Here is a 16,372-nt window from a genome sequence, read left to right on the forward strand (position 1 = left end):
CCACAAAACAACCCACTGCCCCCCCCAGCGCGCGCGCATTCGGACACCCCACCAACACGCCGTTCGGGTGCGCCCGCCGGAGCGCCCCGGCGGCCCCCCCCGGCGGGGCGGCCGCTTTACGAGCCCGCCGGGCGAGCCCGCGACACGGAAGGAACGCGTTGGACAGTAAGGACGTCGAGGTCGTCGAGAAGCAGCTCGGGCGCCCGCCGAGAGGGCTGCGCGAGGTCGCGCACCGCTGCCCGTGCGGCAACCCCGACGTGGTGGAGACCGCGCCGCGGCTGCCCGACGGCTCGCCCTTCCCGACCCTCTACTACCTGACCTGCCCCAAGGCCGCCTCGGCCATCGGCACGCTGGAGGGCTCAGGCCTGATGCGCGAGATGCAGGCCAGGCTGGCCACCGAGCCCGAGCTGGCCGAGGCCTACCGGGCGGCGCACGACGACTACGTGGCCAGGCGCGACCAGGCGGCCGAGGCGGAGGGCCTGGCCCCGCTTCCCCGCGACATGCAGAGCACGGGCGGGATGCCGGAGCGGGTCAAGTGCCTGCACGCGCTGGTGGCGCACGAGCTGGCGGTGCCCGGGGCCAACCCGTTCGGCAGGGAGGCGCTGGACGCACTCCCCGACTGGTGGAGTGACGGACCATGCGTGTAGCCGCCGTCGACTGCGGCACCAACTCCGTACGCCTGCTCATCGCCGACGTCGGCGACGGCGAGCTGGGCGACGTCGAGCGGCTGATGGAGATCGTCCGCCTGGGCCAGGGCGTGGACAGGACCGGCCGGCTGGCGCCCGAGGCGCTGGAGCGCACGTTCGCGGCCATGCGCGGCTACCAGGAGCTGATCCGGCGCCACGGCGCCACCGCCACGCGCGTGGTGGCGACGAGCGCGACGCGCGACGCGGCCAACCGGCAGGAGTTCGTCGACGGCGTACGGAAGATCTTCGGGGTGGAGCCCGAGGTGGTGACGGGGTCGGAGGAGGCCGAGCTGTCGTTCACGGGAGCGACGAGAGGGCTGCTGCGCCTGTCGCCCGAGACCGAGGTGCCGCAGGGCCCGCTGCCTCCCTACCTCGTGGTGGACATCGGCGGCGGCTCCACGGAGTTCGTGGTCGGCTCCGGCCACGCCGAGTCGGCGCTGTCGGTGGACATCGGCTGCGTCCGCCTGACCGAGCGTCACCTGCGCGACGCCGGCGACCCGCCCGCCGCGCCGGCCCTGGAGGCCGTGGTGGCCGACATCGAGGCCGCGCTCGACCGGGTGGAGGCGCAGGTGCCGGTCAGGCAGGCGCACACGCTCGTGGGCCTGGCCGGCTCGGTGACGACGGTGGCGGGCATCGCGCTCGGGCTGCCGGTGTACGACTCCGAGCGCATCCACCACTCGCGCGTTTCGGCGGAGCAGGTGCACGAGGTGACGCGGCGGCTGCTCGCGATGACCCATGGTGAGCGCGCGGAGATCCCGGTGATGCATCCGGGAAGGGTGGACGTGATTGGTGCCGGAGCGCTCATTCTTGACCGAATCGTCCGTCGTTTCGCGTTTTCGCAGGTCGTCGTCAGTGAACACGACATCTTGGATGGAATCGCCTGGTCTCTAGCGACATAGCTGAAGAAATCCGGACATTTCTTATTCACAGTCACTGTTGAGAGTGTGATCAGTATTGTGCTTCAGTAAAGGGGCATTACGGGGGCTTTGTCATATCGCTGTGCGCGGAAGGCGCCGGCGTGACGACCGTTCCCGAGCGCGTCTCTTCCCCCAAAGGAATGGAGCACTCTCACATGATGTCTGTCGGGTTAGCACGTAAGGCCGCCGCGTTCGGCGCTTCGGCCGCGATGCTGGCCGGCTTGGCCGCGGGGCTCGTCGCGAGTCCGGCCCAGGCCGCCACCGCCGCCACGGCCTCGGCCGCCGGCAAGGCGGCGGCCAAGCCCGCGTCCAAGTCAAGGGCCTCGGTCTCCACGCCGAAGGCCTCGCCCCGTGCTCACGACGGCTCCTGCCCGGTCAAGGTCGACTTCTCGGCCAAGATCAGGGTGCCGGTCAAGGGCAAGACCGTGCTGGCCTACCGCTGGCTGCACGGTGACGGGTCCAAGAGCAAGGTCAAGGTGGTCCGGCTCACGGGCAAGGGCACCAAGACGGTGACGGTCAAGCAGTCCATCACCTTCAAGGAGGACGTGAAGGGCTGGGAGGCCGTACAGGTCCTCGGTCCGAAGAAGTTCACCTCGAAGAAGGGCCGCTTCTCCGTCTCGTGCGAGCAGCCGCGGGACGACGACAAGGTGCGCACGCACCTCGACCGGACGGTCGAGGCCACCGCGTGGGCGAGCCCGAGCAGGTACGTCGGCCCCTGCACCCCCGGCGACAAGATCGACTTCGTCGGCCGCATCGAGACCAGCCGCCCGACCTGGGTGCGTTACCGCTGGGTGCTCAACGGTGACGTGGTCGACTACGGCAAGATCAGGGTCCGCGACTCGCGCCGGGTCGGCTTCGGCATCTCCCCGCGCCACAGCGGCGAGGGTTATGCCCAGCTGCAGGTCCTGGGTCGCGACGGCGCCTACTCCAACCGGGCCTACTACAAGGTCTGGTGCAAGGACTCGGCTCCCGAGATCCCCAGGCCGGTGACCAAGGTCTCCGCCAGTGCCACCGTGGTCAGCCTCAACTGCGCGGTCAACGCCTCCGCGGTCGTCACCTCGACCGGCGCCGGCCGGGTCGGCTACGTGTGGAAGCTGAACGGCAGCGTGGTGACCAGCGGCGACACCTACTTCGGTCGTAACGGCGGGTCGAAGTCGATCTCCGGCTTCTCCTCCCCGCTGAGCGGCGACGCCCGCAAGGGCGGCACGGTGACGCTGTCGATCAGCGGCCCGAACAACCGCGACCACGTCGTCAAGTCCTACAGCGCGTGCGAGGCCTCGGCCCCGGCGCCGACGCCGACCCCGACGCCGACGAAGACTCCGGAGCCGACGGCTCCCGCGGCGTCGTAGGGATCTGACACGGGATCTGACACCTGGTCTGACGTCGGATCTGATACCGGATCTGACGCCGGATCCGACGCCGGATCCGACACTGGGGCGCCGTAGGCGAGTGGGACGGCGCCTCCAGCACGACGAACCGGGTGGCACCCTCGGGCGCCACCCGGTTTTCTGGTTGCCACTACCGCGCTTTGCACAGTAGTGTGCTTCGCGTGGACAGCAGCCAACTGCTCAAAGGCGTGCTCGACCTGGCCGTGCTGGCCGTGCTCAAAGAACGTGACGGCTACGGCTACGACGTCGTGCGCCGGCTCAGGGAGGCCGGGCTCGACGAGGTGGGCGACGCCTCGGTCTACGGCACGCTGCGCCGCCTGTTCAAGGCGGGCGCCCTGACCTCATACGTGGTGGCCTCCGACGAGGGGCCGCACCGCAAGTACTACGGGCTCAACGACGTCGGCAGGCAGATGTACGCCACCTCGGCCAAGACCTGGGCCTCCTTCTCGGCCACGATGGCGACCCTGCTCAAGGAGGAACGAGAATGACCCCCGAACAGTACGCGCAGGCCGTACGTGAGGCCCTGGCGGATCATCCCGAGCGGCACGAACTGCTCGAAGACCTCGACGACCACCTGGGCGAGATCGCGGCGGAGTCGGACCTGCCGCTGGAGGAGCGGCTGGGCCCGCCCGGGGTCTACGCCGACGAGCTGGCGGCCGCCTACGGGGAGCGCCCTGAGAGCGACGGAAACCGCCGTACGGCCGCGCGCGAGTGGGGACGCAGGGTCGGAGCCCGTCTCCGGGTCTCCGCGGCCTACAGCGGCTTCACGGCCTTCCTGCCGGAGCTGCGGCCCGGCTGGTGGGTGCTGCGCGGCTACCTGCTGGCCATGGTCGTCGTGTCCATGGCGGCGCAGGTACGCCTGGTCCCGATGACCCCGAGCGACTGGGCCGTCGTGCTCGCGGGGGTCTTCGCCTCGGTCTGGTTCGGGCGGCGGGCCAGGAGCCGGCCGGTGGTGCTGGTCGCCGTGGCCGCGAACGCGGTGGCCGCGCTGGCGTTGTTCGCGGGCATGGTGGAGGCCGGAGGTCTCACGACGCCCGTGCCCAGCCCGGAGGCCGTCACCTCGATTGGGCGCGTCTACGTGCGGCAGGCCTCCTCCGACGGGGTCTACAACCTGCGGCCGTACGCCAAGGACGGCACCCCGCTGACCGACGTCTACCTCTACGACCAGGACGGCAGGCCGTTCACGACCACGCCTGAGGACTACGGCTACCAGGTGGACAGGTCGTGCGGCGACCCGGTGCTCAACCGCTACCCGCTGCCGCTGATCTCCGGTGACGCGGCCATGAAGGCGGAGGTGGGCGCGGAGATGGAGACGCCCAAGCCCTCGGTGTGCCCGTCGGCCGCCCCGTCAGGTGGCCCGTCGGCCGTCCCGTCGGCGCGTCCATCGGAGGGGACCACGGTCACCGCGACCCCCGCGCCTGCTCAGGGCGACTGATCGGGCACCATCGGTGCCATGAGCTTCGTACCTCCCGGAACCGGCTGGCCCGACGACCCCGCGACCGCCGACACCCCCGTGGCGCTCGGCCCGGCGGACGTGCGCCGCATCGCCGCAGGGTGCGGCACCCTCGCCGAGCTCACGGCCGCGCAGTCGGTCTGCCGGGCGTGTCCCCGTCTGGTGGAGTGGCGCGAGGAGGTCGCGCGGGTCAAGCGGCGCGCGTTCGCGGACGAGACGTACTGGGGCCGTCCCGTTCCCGGATGGGGCGACGAGCGGCCGCGGATCCTGCTGGTCGGCCTGGCGCCGGCCGCCCACGGGGGCAACAGGACGGGGCGCATCTTCACCGGCGACAGGAGCGGCGACTGGCTGTTCGCCTCACTCCACCGCACCGGCCTGGCCGCGCGGGAGACCAGCACATACGCGGGCGACGGGCAGCGCCTCATCGGCACGCGCGTGCTGGCCTCCGTGCGCTGCGCGCCGCCGGCGAACAAGCCGGCGCCGGAGGAGAAGGCCGCCTGCCTCCCCTGGATGGCCAGGGAGGTCGAGCTGGTCGCGCCGCACGTACGGGTGATCGTGGCGCTCGGCGGGTACGCCTGGCAGGCCATGTGGCCGGCGCTCAAGGCCGCGGGTTACGAGCTGCCGCGCGCCCGCCCGCCGTTCGGCCACGGGGTGGAGCACGAGATCCGGCACGCCGGGAGCCCCGTCACCCTGCTCGGCTGCTACCACCCGAGCCAGCAGAACACCTTCACCGGCCGCGTCACCGCCCAGATGCTGGACGACGTCTTCGAAAGGGCCAGGTCACTGGCTGTGTGACGCGTCCCACCACGCCCGGATTGGATTCGCCGAGAGGCCCTGACATATGCTTGTGAATGCTTTCACAAGCACTCCCACGAGGGATGGGGCCTCAGGATGAACAAGCACATTTTGATCGTCGGCGGCGGATACGTCGGCCTCTACACGGCGCTGCGGCTGCAGCGCAAACTCCACCGCGAGCTGCGCGGCGGAGAAGCCCGCATCACCGTCATCGACCCCCAGTCCTACATGACCTACCAGCCGTTCCTCCCCGAGGCCGCCGCGGGCAACCTGTCGCCGCGCCACATGGTGGCGCCGCTGCGGCGCATCCTGCCGAAGGTGCACATCCTCAACGGAACGGTCACCAAGGTCGACCACGCGGAGCGCACGGTCACCTTCCAGCCGGCCGAGGGCGAGCCGCGCCAGGTGGCCTACGACGTGATCGTGATGGCCGCCGGCTCGATCTCCCGCACGCTGCCCATCCCCGGGCTCACCGACATCGGCATCGGCTTCAAGACCGTGGGCGAGGCCATCGCGCTGCGCAACCGCGTGCTGCACCTGCTCGACGTGGCCGAGTCGACCACCGACCCCGAGGTCAGGCGCAGGGCGCTGACGTTCGTGGTGGTCGGGGCCGGGTTCGCCGGCGTGGAGGCGCTGGCCGAGCTTGAGGACATGGCCAAGGACTCGACCCGCTACTACCGCAACATCACGCCCGCCGACATCCGCTGGGTGCTCGTCGAGGCCACCGACCGGGTGCTGCCCGAGGTCGGCCCCGAGATGGGCAAGTGGACCCTGGAGCAGCTGCGCGAGCGCGGCATCGACGTCAAGCTGCGCACCCGCCTGGAGTCCTGCGAGGGCGGTCGTGTGGTGCTGTCGGACGGCTCGGAGTTCGACGCGGAGACGCTGGTGTGGACCGCCGGAGTCAAGCCCAGCCCCGTGGTCAACGACAGCGACCTGCCGCTCGACGAGCGCGGCCGGATCAAGGCCACCGCCATGCTCACCGTGGCGGGCACGCCGGACGCCTTCACCGCGGGCGACGCCGCCGGCGTGCCGGACGTGACGAACCCCGGCCAGTATTGCGCCCCCAACGCCCAGCACGCGGTCCGCCAGGCCAAGGTGCTGGCCGACAACGTCGTCCGTCACCTTCGCGGGCAGGAACTGGTCGAATACCGCCACAAGTACGTCGGATCGGTGGCCGGTCTGGGCCTGCATCAGGGCGTGGCCAATGTCTATGGCGTCAAGCTTCGCGGATTCCCTGCGTGGTTCATGCACCGGACCTACCATCTGTCGCGGGTGCCGACGCTGAACCGCAAGGTCCGGGTCGTCGTCGATTGGACCCTGGCCCTGTTCTTCAAGCGAGAGACGATCTCACTGGGTGAGATGGAGCACCCGCGCGAGGGCTTCAGGGCCGCGGTGGCGACGACTCGCCGCTAGCCCAGGTACGGCAGCGCCCCGGCGATCATCGCCGGGGCGTTTTCGGCACCCCTGGCGCAAGCGGAAGGGGTACCACGGGTGAGTCTTTCAGCGGTCACCGTGCTCGGTGTCGACCGGCCGGGCGTGATCGCCGCCGTTACAGGTTCTCTCGCTGACTGCGGGGCGAACATCCGGGACTCGACCATGACGCTGCTCGGCGGCCACATCGCGATGATGCTGCTGGTGTCGGGCGAGCTCGACTCCGCCGAGCTGCTGAAACGTCTGAAGGTGCCCGACCTGGTGATCAGCGCCTCGGCGGTGGAGGCCCGCCGTCACTTCTGCGACGAGGGCGGCGGGCTGGCCTACGTGCTGACCGTGCACGGCCCCGACCGGCCGGGCATCGTCTCCGCCATCAGCGCGGTGCTCGCCGAGGACAGGGGCAACATCACGGGCATGAGCACCAGGCTCAGCGGACGCCTGTACGTGCTCATCGCCGACGTCGAGCTGCCCAAGGACGTGGACGTGGCGGCGCTCATGCGCCGGCTGGCGGCCACGGGGGCGAGCCTCGACTCCGACATCACCTTCAGACCCGTAGAACCGGATCTCCTGTGACAGGGACAGGAGGAACGGTGCGTGAGGTGCTCGGCGCCCCGCACCCCCTCCTGTCCGCCGTGGCGGAACCGGTGGACCCGACCGACCCCGCGGTCGTGTCCGCCGCGGAGGACCTCCTGGCCACCCTGCGCGCTGAGCGGGGGACGACGGGGCTGGCCGCCCCCCAGATCGGCCTGAGCCTGCGCCTGATCGCCTTTGACGCCGGTCGCCACCCTAGAAGCCGGTCCTGGGCCGGGGAGCTCGTGGTGGCCAATCCACGGCTCTCGCGCGCGGCCCACTGGGACGAGGGCAGGGAGGGGTGCGCGTCCGTCGAGGGGCTCACGGCCGACGTGCGCCGTGCGACGCGTATCACCGTACATGGGCATTTGCCAGGCAGCGGCGAGGCAGTCACCATCGAAGCGGACGCGTTCGAAGCTCGTTGCATTCAGCACCAACTGGACCATCTAGACGGTCTACTCTTCTTGGACAGAGTCCCTGGAGCGCTATCACTTCACCGCAGACTTCACACTTGTGGCGCCTGATGCGAAGTTGTGCTCCTCGGAAGCATGGTCCGTTTCGTATGATTGCGGCGCCCCCGTAGCCCAATGGCAGAGGCAAACCCCTTAAAAGGGTTGACGTGCGGGTTCGAATCCCGCCGGGGGCACTTGCCATCTTCATTGTCCTCGGGTCTCTGACCTGGAGGTTTACCGCGATCGACGGACGGGCCCCGGCCGGCCCTTCTCGGTCGATATCGAGTTGTTATGGAGCTGTCCTGTCACCGGGCGGTCACTGCTGGTGGAGGGCCGGTGCCGCCGGGGCTGAGGGCCCTGTCGGACGGGTGGGTAAGGTCTCGCTCACTGGCTGTTGATGTAGGCGCGTGTTTACCCGGCCGAGCGGTTTTCGTACGCACGACGATATTGACAACGTGTCCGGTTTCTGCTTTCTCCCGACCTGCCGGAGTTTCTTTCCGTGAATGGTTGACTACGCTTTACGACCGGCCCTTTTCGGTTCGGGATAACGGCGTTAGTGGACACCGGCCCGATCGCGGCCGCCATCCCGGCCCCGCCACCGCCGATCTCGACCCGATCTCCCGCCCGATCTCCCGCACGTCGCCGCCCGGTCCGGCCCCGGCCGGTCATCGCGCGCCCGGCGCGCTCCCGGCGGGTTTCCCCGGAGGCGGGGGCGGGGAACTTCGCGGTGAGGCGGTTCGTTGTGATCCCAGCCGAAGTCCCGAATGAACATCGATCTGAGCGTCTAGTTGACCAAGGTGCCGCCGCGCATCGTAGGCTCGGCGTCACAGGAGGCAGCGATGGAGAGCAAGAACCCCGTATTCAGCAGGTCGCGGCAGCAGGCCGCGACGGGCTGGGGCGGCCCCAGTCCGTCCCCCGAGCAGTTGCAGAACATGTACGACTCCCCGTCGTACGCACCCCCGGCACGGCCGGCGTTCCGAACCATGACGCTCGACGACGTCGTGGTCCGTGGGTTCATGACCCTCGGCACCCTCGTCGTGGCCGCCGCCGCGGCCTGGATTCTCAACGTGCCCCCGATGATCGCCATCGGCGCGGCGGTCGTCGCGCTGATCCTCGGGCTGATCGTCTCGTTCACGGGGAGCACCAACCCGGCGCTCATCCTGGGCTACGCCGTGTTCGAGGGCGTCTTCCTCGGCAAGATCAGCGCCGTCTTCGAGGGGATGATCAGCGGCATCGTGATGCAGGCGGTCCTCGGCACGGCGTTCGCCTTCGGCGCGGTGCTGACCGTCTACTCGCTGCGCATCGTCAGGGTCACTCCCAAACTGGTGAAGTTCACGGTCGCCGCCGCCATCGCCGCGCTCGGGCTGATCCTGGTCAACCTGCTCGTCGGCTTCTTCGTCGAGGGCGGTCTCGGTCTGCGTACCGACAGCCCGATCGGCTGGATCTTCAGCGTCGTGATGATCCTGATCGGCTGCTTCTTCCTCCTGCTCGACTTCGACTCGATCGAGCAGGGCGTCAAGCAGGGCGCTCCCGAGAAGTTCGCCTGGCAGTGCGCGTTCGGGCTGACGCTGAGCCTGGTGTGGATCTACCTGGAGGTGCTCCGGTTCATCAGCTACTTCAGCAGTAGCGACTGACCGTCACCACTTACGGTCGTCAGGGGCCTCGCCGTCAAGGCGGGGCTCCTTTCGCTGTGCGATCGAAGATCTACCCATGGTCACGAAATGATGCCCGGCTCAGGGGTTGCCATTCGCACGTCCGTGTTGCAGTGTCAAGCAAAGGACCTTAATCCGCGGAGGTGCCCATGTCCTTGAACCACTCAATGGAGACGCAGACGAAGCTGATAGCAAGGGTCCCAACGATCACGGGACGCGAACTCCCCGAGTGGTTCCAAGCCATCGACAACGGCCCGTCCTTCCTGAGGTGTGACGAGCGGGCCAACTGGCTCGCCGACGAGCACGGGCTGACCCACGGCTACGCCGCCGCCATCGTCCACGAGCACGAGCGGCACCGCCGTAACCGCATGGGCTTCATCTAAGCCCAACCGCCCCCGCGCCCGTGCCGCAAGCGCGGGCGCGTCATCATGAGGGCATGGACATCGACAAGGCCCTCGGCTTTCTTCGCGACAACCACCGAGCGGTCCTGCTGACCCGGCATCGCGATGGGCGTCCGCAGATGTCGCCGGTCACGGCAGGGGTGCAGGACGGTCACATCGTCATCAGCACCAGGGAGACCGCGGCCAAGGTGCGCAACGCCCGCCGCGACCCCCAGGTGTCGCTGTGCGTCTTCACCGACGGCTTCTTCGGCGACTGGATCCAGGTCGACGGCACCGCCGAGATCGTCTCGTTGCCGGAGGCGATGGAGCCGCTGGTCACGTACTACCGCGACATCTCCGGCGAGCATCCCGACTGGGACGACTACCGCGCCGCCATGGTCAGCGACCGCCGCGTCATCATGCGCGTCACGCCGGTCCACGCCGGCCCCGACCGCCACGGCTGACCCTCAACGGCTGGCCCTCAACGGCTGACGGCCGGGTCGCGTTTCCGCGACCCGGCCGCTCGCCGCGCGTCCGCTCAGACGCTCAGACCTCGATCGCGCGCGCCTGGCGTCAGCTCAGGCGCTCGATCACCATCGCCATGCCCTGGCCGCCGCCCACGCACATCGTCTCCAGGCCGATGCTCTTGTCGTGGTGCTGCAGGCTGTTGATCAGCGTCGAGGTGATCCGGGCGCCGGTCATCCCGAACGGGTGCCCGACCGCGATGGCCCCGCCGTTGACGTTGAGCCGGTCGAGGTCGATGCCGAGCTCTCGGTAGGAGGGGATCACCTGGGCGGCGAACGCCTCGTTGATCTCCACCAGGTCGATGTCGTCGATCGCCATGCCGGCCCTGGACAGCGCCATCTTCGACGCCTCGACCGGCCCCAGCCCCATGATCTCGGGCGACAGCCCGGTGACGCCGGTGGAGACGATCCTGGCCAGCGGCGTGATGCCCAGCTCGGCCGCCTTGACGTCGCTCATGATGACGACGGCCGCGGCCCCGTCGTTGAGCGCGCAGCAGTTGCCCGCCGTGACGGTGCCGTCGGGACGGAAGACGGGCGCGAGGGAGGCGACCTTCTCGTACGTCGTGCCCGCCCTGGGCCCGTCGTCCTTGCTCACCACGGTGCCGTCGGGCAGGGTCGCCGGGGTGATGTCCTTCTGCCAGAACCCGTCGGCCAGCGCCTTCTCGGCCAGGTTTTGCGACCGTACGCCGAACTCGTCCTGCTCCTGGCGGGAGACGCCCTTGAGCTGGGCGAGGTTCTCGGCCGTCTGCCCCATGGCGATGTAGACGTCCGGAACGGCGTCGTCCTCGCGCGGGTCGTGCCAGGTGCGGCCGCCCTCGGCGAACGCCTTCGTCCGGCCGCCCGCGTCGAGGAAGGCGGGGTTGTGCGTGTCGGGCAGGGAGTCGGAGTTGCCCTTGGCGAACCTGGACACGGTCTCGACCCCGGCCGAGACGAACACGTCGCCCTCGCCCGCCTTGATCGCGTGGAAGGCCATCCTGGTGGTCTGCAGCGAGGAGGAGCAGTAACGGGTCACGGTGGTGCCGGGCACGTTGTCCAGCCCCAGCATCACCGCCACCACCCGGGCCATGTTGAAGCCCTGCTCGCCTCCCGGCAGGCCGCATCCCAGCATGATGTCCTCGATCTGGGACGGGTCGAGCTGGGGCACCTTGGCCAGCGCCGCCTGGATCATCTGCACGGTCAGGTCGTCGGGCCTGATCTCCTTCAGCGAACCCTTGAAGGCTCGTCCGATCGGGGAACGCGCGGTTGCGACGATGACTGCCTCGGGCATGGCCCCTCCTCTGTCGGCGCTAATTGTAGAACTATATTCCAGTTCACCACGCGAGGCCCGCCCGGCCCATCGCTTATCCGTACATACCCGGCGCCGTCGCTGTGTGGTCATTGACCGCGTGCACGGCGCCCTTCTCGTCGCGCCACAGCCGCCAGCCGTCCTGGCTGCCCGTGAACCAGGGCGGCGGGGCCGTGGCGGGGGAGATCCGCTGCCCGGTGGCCAGGTCGTACTCGCAGACGGCGGCGGTGGCGTAGAAGCCGGGCGCCTGACCGCGCAGCGGCAGCGGCTTGGGGTCGGTGACGCAGAAGGACCAGCCGCGCTCCTCCTCCACCGGCACAGGCCGGCCGGAGGCGATGTCGAACGCCGTGCCCTTGGCGCCGTGCTTGAGGAAGCCGAGCCGGTCCATCCCGTCGGGGAAGGCCAGCCACCAGCCGGAGCCGGGCACGTCGGCGGCGGTGATCTGGCCGAGCACCCGGCCGGAGGCCGAGTCGAGCCGGGCGAAGCCGCCGTAGCCGCCCTGGCGGTCCACCGGGCGCACGACGGGGGCGGCGCCGGGGTTGCCGCTGGGATAGACGCGGACGACGGAGGGCCGCATCCAGTTGATCGTCCCGTCGGCGATCTTCACGGAGAAGAGCCCGAAGGCGGACAGCTTCTTGGTCCGCGGGTTCGTGTACGGGGCCACGTAGCCGACCAGGTCGTCGCCGGTCGAGCCGAAGGCCCAGCCGCCCGACAGGTCGATGCCGGGGCCGAGCGCCTGCTCGATCGGCTGCTGCCACTGCAGCTTGCCGGTCTTGAGTTCGTACGACTCCACCATGGGGTTGGTGGCCAGCCGCAGCAGCAGCACCCGGCTCTCGTCGGACCACTCGACCTCGGAGATCCCCGGCAGCTTCCACAGTTGCTTGCCGGTCGCCGGGTCGAGCACCACCATGCGGGCCTTGGCCAGGGCGGTGTGCTCGGACAGGCACACGTAGGGCCCGCACCGCTGCGGCCCGAACGTCGAGTGCACGGGCCTGGACCACTTCTGCGCGCCCGACAGGGCGTCACGGGCGACGAGGGTGGCGTTCCAGCGGCCCTTCCTGCCCGGGTCGAGCGCGACGATCACGCTGTCGCCGCCGCTCGTCTCCACGATCGCGGGCGTGGAGACCCCCATGCCGGGCAGGCGGCCGGCCATGGTGGCGGGGTGGGCCCACAGGCGCCTGCCGTCACGCAGGCCGATGGCGACGGTTTCGAGGGCTCCGCCGGGCTTCATCGAGGTCGTGGCGACCACCCCGCCGCCCACGGCCATCCGGCTGACGGCGTTGACCTGGCCGTTCTCCCAGGTCGTGAACTTCGTGGTGGCCGCGTCGCTGCCGGAGCAGGCCGTCACGGCGAGGGTTCCGGCGAGGGCGAGGGACGGTTTCCAGTGGGGCCGGAGCACGGGCAATCCACTCCAAAGTGGGACGAGGAGTGACGGCTTCGACGCGAAGGGTGACCGGCTGGGGGCGTGGTCCCGCCGAGCCGTTCAGGCGTCGTTGACTGGCTCGCCGAGCCGACGGCGGAACAACGTGGCCCACTTCCCGTGCAGGCCCGTCGCCCGCCCGTCGACCCTGGTCGCGGTGACCTCGGTGCCGGGCTCCTCCGCGGCCGTAGCCGCCGCGAGATAGATCGGTTGCAGTGCTTCGCCGCGTGCGGGGCGCGGCTCAGGCCACAGTCCCAACGCAGCGCACACTGACGGTAGCACCGCGTAAGCGGCCTGCGCGTAACCTCGGTCACTTGGATGGAAACGATCGGGTCCGAACATTTCTGTCGGATTTGTCGCGAACTCCGGGCCCAGGACGTCGGCGAACGCCACCGTACGGCCGCCGGCGTCCACCACCGCCACCGTCTGAGCCGCCGCGAGCTGCCGGCTCCAGCGCCGCGTCACCCAGCGCAGCGGCTGCGCGATGGGCCGCACGGTGCCGAGGTCTGGGCACGTGCCCACGACCACCTCGACCCCCGCGTCCCTGAGCCGCCGCACGGCCTTGGACAGATGTCGTACGGCGGTCGCGGGCGGCGTCTGCGTGATGATGTCGTTCGCGCCCACGAAGATCACCGCCAGGTCGGGCTCCATCGCCAGCGCCACGTCCACCTGCTCGGCCAGCTCGGCCGAGGGCGCGCCGGACTTGCCCGCGACCACCAGGCGCACCGGACGCTCGGCGACCGCGGCCAGGCCGTTGGCGAGCAGGACTCCAGGGGTCTTGGCGGGGTCGGTCATGCCCAGGCCCACGGAGGTGGAGTCGCCGAGCATGGCCATTTTGAGTGGTTCGCCGGGAAACGCCCCGTACAGGCCGTCGGCGACGGGGCCGTCCAGCCCGTGGGGTCGGCCGATGGCCTTGCGGGCGAGCAGCCCTTCGGCGATCAGCAGCCCGTACGCCGTGGCTCCGAGAGCCGTGAGGCCGCCTCCGCCGAGTGCCGCCGCTGTTGCGATCTTCCGCGCCGCGCGCGCCATGCCAGCTGGCCAGACCACGTACGTGCCCTCCCCGGTCGAACTCGGCGGTAGCGTTTGCTTGAAAAGTAGCCGAGGGCCTGCCACCCCCACCGGACCTCGGCCGTCGGCAAGCTGATCAAGCTTCGGCAAAGAAGGTGAACACCTCGGTGCGCGTTTACGATTCCCTGGTCGACCTCATGGGGAACACCCCGCTGGTCCGGCTGCACAAAGTCACCGCGGGAGTCCCCGCCCAGGTGCTCGCCAAGGTCGAGTACTTCAACCCGGGGGGCTCGGTCAAGGACCGCATCGCGGTCCGCATGATCGAGGCGGCGGAGAAGTCGGGTGAGCTGCGCCCTGGCGGCGTGATCGTTGAGCCGACCTCCGGCAACACGGGGGTGGGGCTGGCCATCGTGGCCCAGCGCAAGGGCTACCGGTGCCTGTTCGTGGTGCCCGACAAGGTGGCCCAGGACAAGATCTCGGTGCTGCGCGCGTACGGGGCCGAAGTCGTGGTCTGCCCGACCGCCGTCTCGCCCGACCACCCCGACTCCTACTACTCGGTCTCCGACCGGCTGGCCCGCGAGGTGCCCAACGCCTGGAAGCCCGACCAGTACTCCAACGTCAACAACCCCGACTCCCACTACCACTCGACAGGACCCGAGGTGTGGGAGCAGACCGAGGGCCGGGTCACGCACTTCGTGGCGGGCATCGGCACCGGCGGCACGATCAGCGGCACCGGGCGCTACCTGAAGGAGGTGTCCGACGGGCGGGTGAAGATCATCGGGGCCGACCCCGAGGGCTCCGTCTACTCCGGCGGCTCCGGGCGCCCCTACCTGGTCGAGGGGGTCGGCGAGGACATCTGGCCGGCCACGTACGACACCGAGGTCTGTGACGAGATCATCGCGGTGTCCGACAAGGAGTCGTTCAACATGACCCGCAGGCTCGCCCGCGAGGAGGGGCTGCTGGTCGGCGGTTCCTGCGGCATGGCCGTGGTGGCGGCGCTGCGGGTGGCGGCCAAGGCGGCGCCCGACGACGTGGTGGTCGTGCTCCTGCCCGACGGCGGCCGCGGCTACCTGTCGAAGATCTTCAACGACGACTGGATGGCCGACTACGGCTTCCTGACCACCTCGTCCGACGAGGGCCTGGTCGGCGACGTGCTCGCGCGCAAGCGGCCGGGGCTGCCGGAGTTCGTCCACGCCCACCCCCACGAGTCGGTCGGCACGGCCATCGCGATCATGCGCGAATACTCGGTCTCCCAGCTCCCGGTCATGAAGGAGGAGCCGCCGGTCATGGCCGCCGAGGTGGTCGGCTCCATCGTCGAGCGCGACCTCCTCGAAGCGCTCTATCACGGCAGGCTCTCCTCCGACGACCCGATCGCCGATCACATGTCCGCGCCGCTACCCACGATCGGCAGTGGTGAACCTGTGGCGCGTGCGGTGGAAGCGCTGGAGAAGGCCGATGCGGCCGTTGTGCTGGAAGACGGCAAGCCCTCCGGCCTGCTCACCAGGCAGGACCTGCTCGCCTTCCTGGCCAACCACTAGGGCTTCATGATCGACTGGATCACGGTGCCGAGGCCCTCGCCGCCGCGGCCCTCGGCGTCGGCGCGCTCGAACAGCCGCCACAGCGCCGTCGGCACCGTGATCTCCACCCCGGCCTCCGCCAGCGCCTCCACGGCGTGGCCGAGGCCCACGGCCTGCATGTGCAGGGAGTTCAGCTCACCCGGATAAGACCCGGCCGCGAACTCCTCGGTCAGTTGCCCGACGAACCCCATGGGCCCGTCACCGCCCAGCTGGATGAACGTCTCCCGCGCGAACGGCAGGAACTCCTCCGGCGCCACCCCGGCCGTGCTCAGCAGCGCCATCGCGTGCATGTAGCTGGTCAGGCTGGACCAGAAGATCAGCAGCTGCGCCTGGTAGTACATCATCGCCAGGCCCTCGTCGGCCCCCACGTAGGAGACCTCGCCGAGCGCCTCCAGCACGGGCGCGTGCCGGTCGAGCACGTCCTTCTGGCCGCTGTAGAACGTGTACGCCCCCGGCTGCCCGATCCCCGGCGGCGGCACCATGATGCCTCCCGTGATCAGCGTGCCCCCGCGCTCCGCCACCCGGCGGGCCGCCGCGCGCAGCTCGCCGGGGCTGCCCGAGCTGAGATTGACCACCACCTTCCCGTCCAGCCGCGCGTCGCCGAAGCTGTCGTCCATCGCCTGGTAGCCGATCTGGCTCACCACCAGCAACTCGCCGTCCACCGCGCTCGCCGCTCGCCTGGCGCCCTTCGCCAGCAGCGGATCTGCCTTGCTCGCCGTACGGTTCCACACCGCCACCTCGTGGCCCGCGGCCAGGAACGTCTCGGCCATCTTCGACCCCATCGGGCCCAGTCCCACAACCGTCACTTGACTCATGGACCTCACCATCGGGCCG

General features: G+C 70.0%; 17 protein-coding genes and 1 tRNA gene. 14 read left to right on the forward strand and 4 right to left on the reverse strand.

What is annotated here, in order from left to right; all coding sequences use genetic code 11:
- The first annotated feature begins 158 nt into the window (after window positions 1-158).
- The 13 genes from AB0C28_RS35370 (at window position 159) to AB0C28_RS35430 (ending at window position 10,188) form a co-directional block, all read left to right on the forward strand.
- Window positions 159-647 carry a DUF501 domain-containing protein gene (locus AB0C28_RS35370; RefSeq protein WP_357855143.1) on the forward strand — a complete coding sequence of 163 codons (489 nt, stop codon included), beginning with the start codon at window positions 159-161 and terminating at the stop codon, window positions 645-647.
- Complete coding sequence (locus AB0C28_RS35375; RefSeq protein WP_357855140.1) at window positions 638-1,585, forward strand: Ppx/GppA phosphatase family protein; 948 nt, start codon at window positions 638-640, stop codon at window positions 1,583-1,585. Before AB0C28_RS35370 ends, AB0C28_RS35375 begins: the two co-directional genes overlap by 10 nt.
- 173 nt (window positions 1,586-1,758) lie before the next feature.
- Window positions 1,759-2,952: a hypothetical protein gene (locus AB0C28_RS35380; RefSeq protein WP_358080090.1), complete on the forward strand. Its 1,194-nt coding sequence runs from the start codon at window positions 1,759-1,761 to the stop codon at window positions 2,950-2,952.
- A gap of 200 nt (window positions 2,953-3,152) precedes the next feature.
- Window positions 3,153-3,479, forward strand: a complete 327-nt coding sequence (locus AB0C28_RS35385) for a PadR family transcriptional regulator (protein ID WP_346108819.1) — start codon at window positions 3,153-3,155, stop codon at window positions 3,477-3,479.
- The gene (locus AB0C28_RS35390) at window positions 3,476-4,426 is read left to right on the forward strand and encodes a hypothetical protein (RefSeq protein ID WP_358080091.1); all 951 of its coding nucleotides are present in this window, start codon (window positions 3,476-3,478) and stop codon (window positions 4,424-4,426) included. The genes AB0C28_RS35385 and AB0C28_RS35390 overlap by 4 nt, the downstream gene beginning before the upstream one ends.
- 18 nt (window positions 4,427-4,444) lie before the next feature.
- Window positions 4,445-5,239, forward strand: a complete 795-nt coding sequence (locus AB0C28_RS35395) for a uracil-DNA glycosylase (RefSeq protein ID WP_357855131.1) — start codon at window positions 4,445-4,447, stop codon at window positions 5,237-5,239.
- 96 nt (window positions 5,240-5,335) lie between these two features.
- Complete coding sequence (locus tag AB0C28_RS35400; RefSeq protein ID WP_357855128.1) at window positions 5,336-6,652, forward strand: NAD(P)/FAD-dependent oxidoreductase; 1,317 nt, start codon at window positions 5,336-5,338, stop codon at window positions 6,650-6,652.
- A gap of 78 nt (window positions 6,653-6,730) precedes the next feature.
- On the forward strand, window positions 6,731-7,243 hold the full coding sequence (locus AB0C28_RS35405) for an ACT domain-containing protein (RefSeq protein ID WP_346108813.1): 513 nt from the start codon (window positions 6,731-6,733) through the stop codon (window positions 7,241-7,243).
- 26 nt (window positions 7,244-7,269) lie between these two features.
- The gene (locus AB0C28_RS35410; RefSeq protein WP_358080180.1) at window positions 7,270-7,764 is read left to right on the forward strand and encodes a peptide deformylase; all 495 of its coding nucleotides are present in this window, start codon (window positions 7,270-7,272) and stop codon (window positions 7,762-7,764) included.
- A gap of 49 nt (window positions 7,765-7,813) precedes the next feature.
- A tRNA-Leu gene (locus tag AB0C28_RS35415) sits at window positions 7,814-7,886 on the forward strand.
- A gap of 645 nt (window positions 7,887-8,531) precedes the next feature.
- Window positions 8,532-9,326 (forward strand): Bax inhibitor-1/YccA family protein, encoded by a 795-nt coding sequence (locus tag AB0C28_RS35420; RefSeq protein ID WP_357855121.1) that lies wholly within the window; start codon window positions 8,532-8,534, stop codon window positions 9,324-9,326.
- Window positions 9,327-9,493: 167 nt separating this feature from the next.
- Window positions 9,494-9,727 (forward strand): DUF4287 domain-containing protein, encoded by a 234-nt coding sequence (locus tag AB0C28_RS35425; RefSeq protein ID WP_106240529.1) that lies wholly within the window; start codon window positions 9,494-9,496, stop codon window positions 9,725-9,727.
- Window positions 9,728-9,780: 53 nt separating this feature from the next.
- Window positions 9,781-10,188 (forward strand): PPOX class F420-dependent oxidoreductase, encoded by a 408-nt coding sequence (locus AB0C28_RS35430; protein WP_357855117.1) that lies wholly within the window; start codon window positions 9,781-9,783, stop codon window positions 10,186-10,188.
- 109 nt (window positions 10,189-10,297) lie between these two features.
- Here the strand turns inward: AB0C28_RS35430 and AB0C28_RS35435 are convergent, their stop codons facing one another.
- From AB0C28_RS35435 to AB0C28_RS35445, 3 genes are all read right to left on the reverse strand, one after another.
- Window positions 10,298-11,515 (reverse strand): acetyl-CoA C-acetyltransferase, encoded by a 1,218-nt coding sequence (locus AB0C28_RS35435; RefSeq protein WP_357855115.1) that lies wholly within the window; start codon window positions 11,513-11,515, stop codon window positions 10,298-10,300.
- A gap of 73 nt (window positions 11,516-11,588) precedes the next feature.
- Complete coding sequence (locus AB0C28_RS35440; RefSeq protein WP_357855112.1) at window positions 11,589-12,932, reverse strand: PQQ-binding-like beta-propeller repeat protein; 1,344 nt, start codon at window positions 12,930-12,932, stop codon at window positions 11,589-11,591.
- An 84-nt stretch (window positions 12,933-13,016) separates the two neighbouring features.
- The gene (locus tag AB0C28_RS35445) at window positions 13,017-14,000 is read right to left on the reverse strand and encodes an SGNH/GDSL hydrolase family protein (protein WP_346108804.1); all 984 of its coding nucleotides are present in this window, start codon (window positions 13,998-14,000) and stop codon (window positions 13,017-13,019) included.
- 128 nt (window positions 14,001-14,128) lie between these two features.
- Between AB0C28_RS35445 and AB0C28_RS35450 the strand changes: the two genes are divergently transcribed.
- Window positions 14,129-15,499: a cystathionine beta-synthase gene (locus AB0C28_RS35450; protein ID WP_357855107.1), complete on the forward strand. Its 1,371-nt coding sequence runs from the start codon at window positions 14,129-14,131 to the stop codon at window positions 15,497-15,499.
- Here the strand turns inward: AB0C28_RS35450 and AB0C28_RS35455 are convergent.
- Window positions 15,496-16,353, reverse strand: coding sequence for an NAD(P)-binding domain-containing protein (locus AB0C28_RS35455; RefSeq protein WP_358080092.1), 858 nt, complete (start codon window positions 16,351-16,353; stop codon window positions 15,496-15,498). The two genes, AB0C28_RS35450 and AB0C28_RS35455, sit on opposite strands and share 4 nt — an antisense overlap.
- Window positions 16,354-16,372 lie beyond the last annotated feature (19 nt).

The organism is Nonomuraea sp. NPDC048892 (assembly GCF_040649735.1).
Taxonomy (GTDB): domain Bacteria; phylum Actinomycetota; class Actinomycetes; order Streptosporangiales; family Streptosporangiaceae; genus Nonomuraea; species Nonomuraea maheshkhaliensis.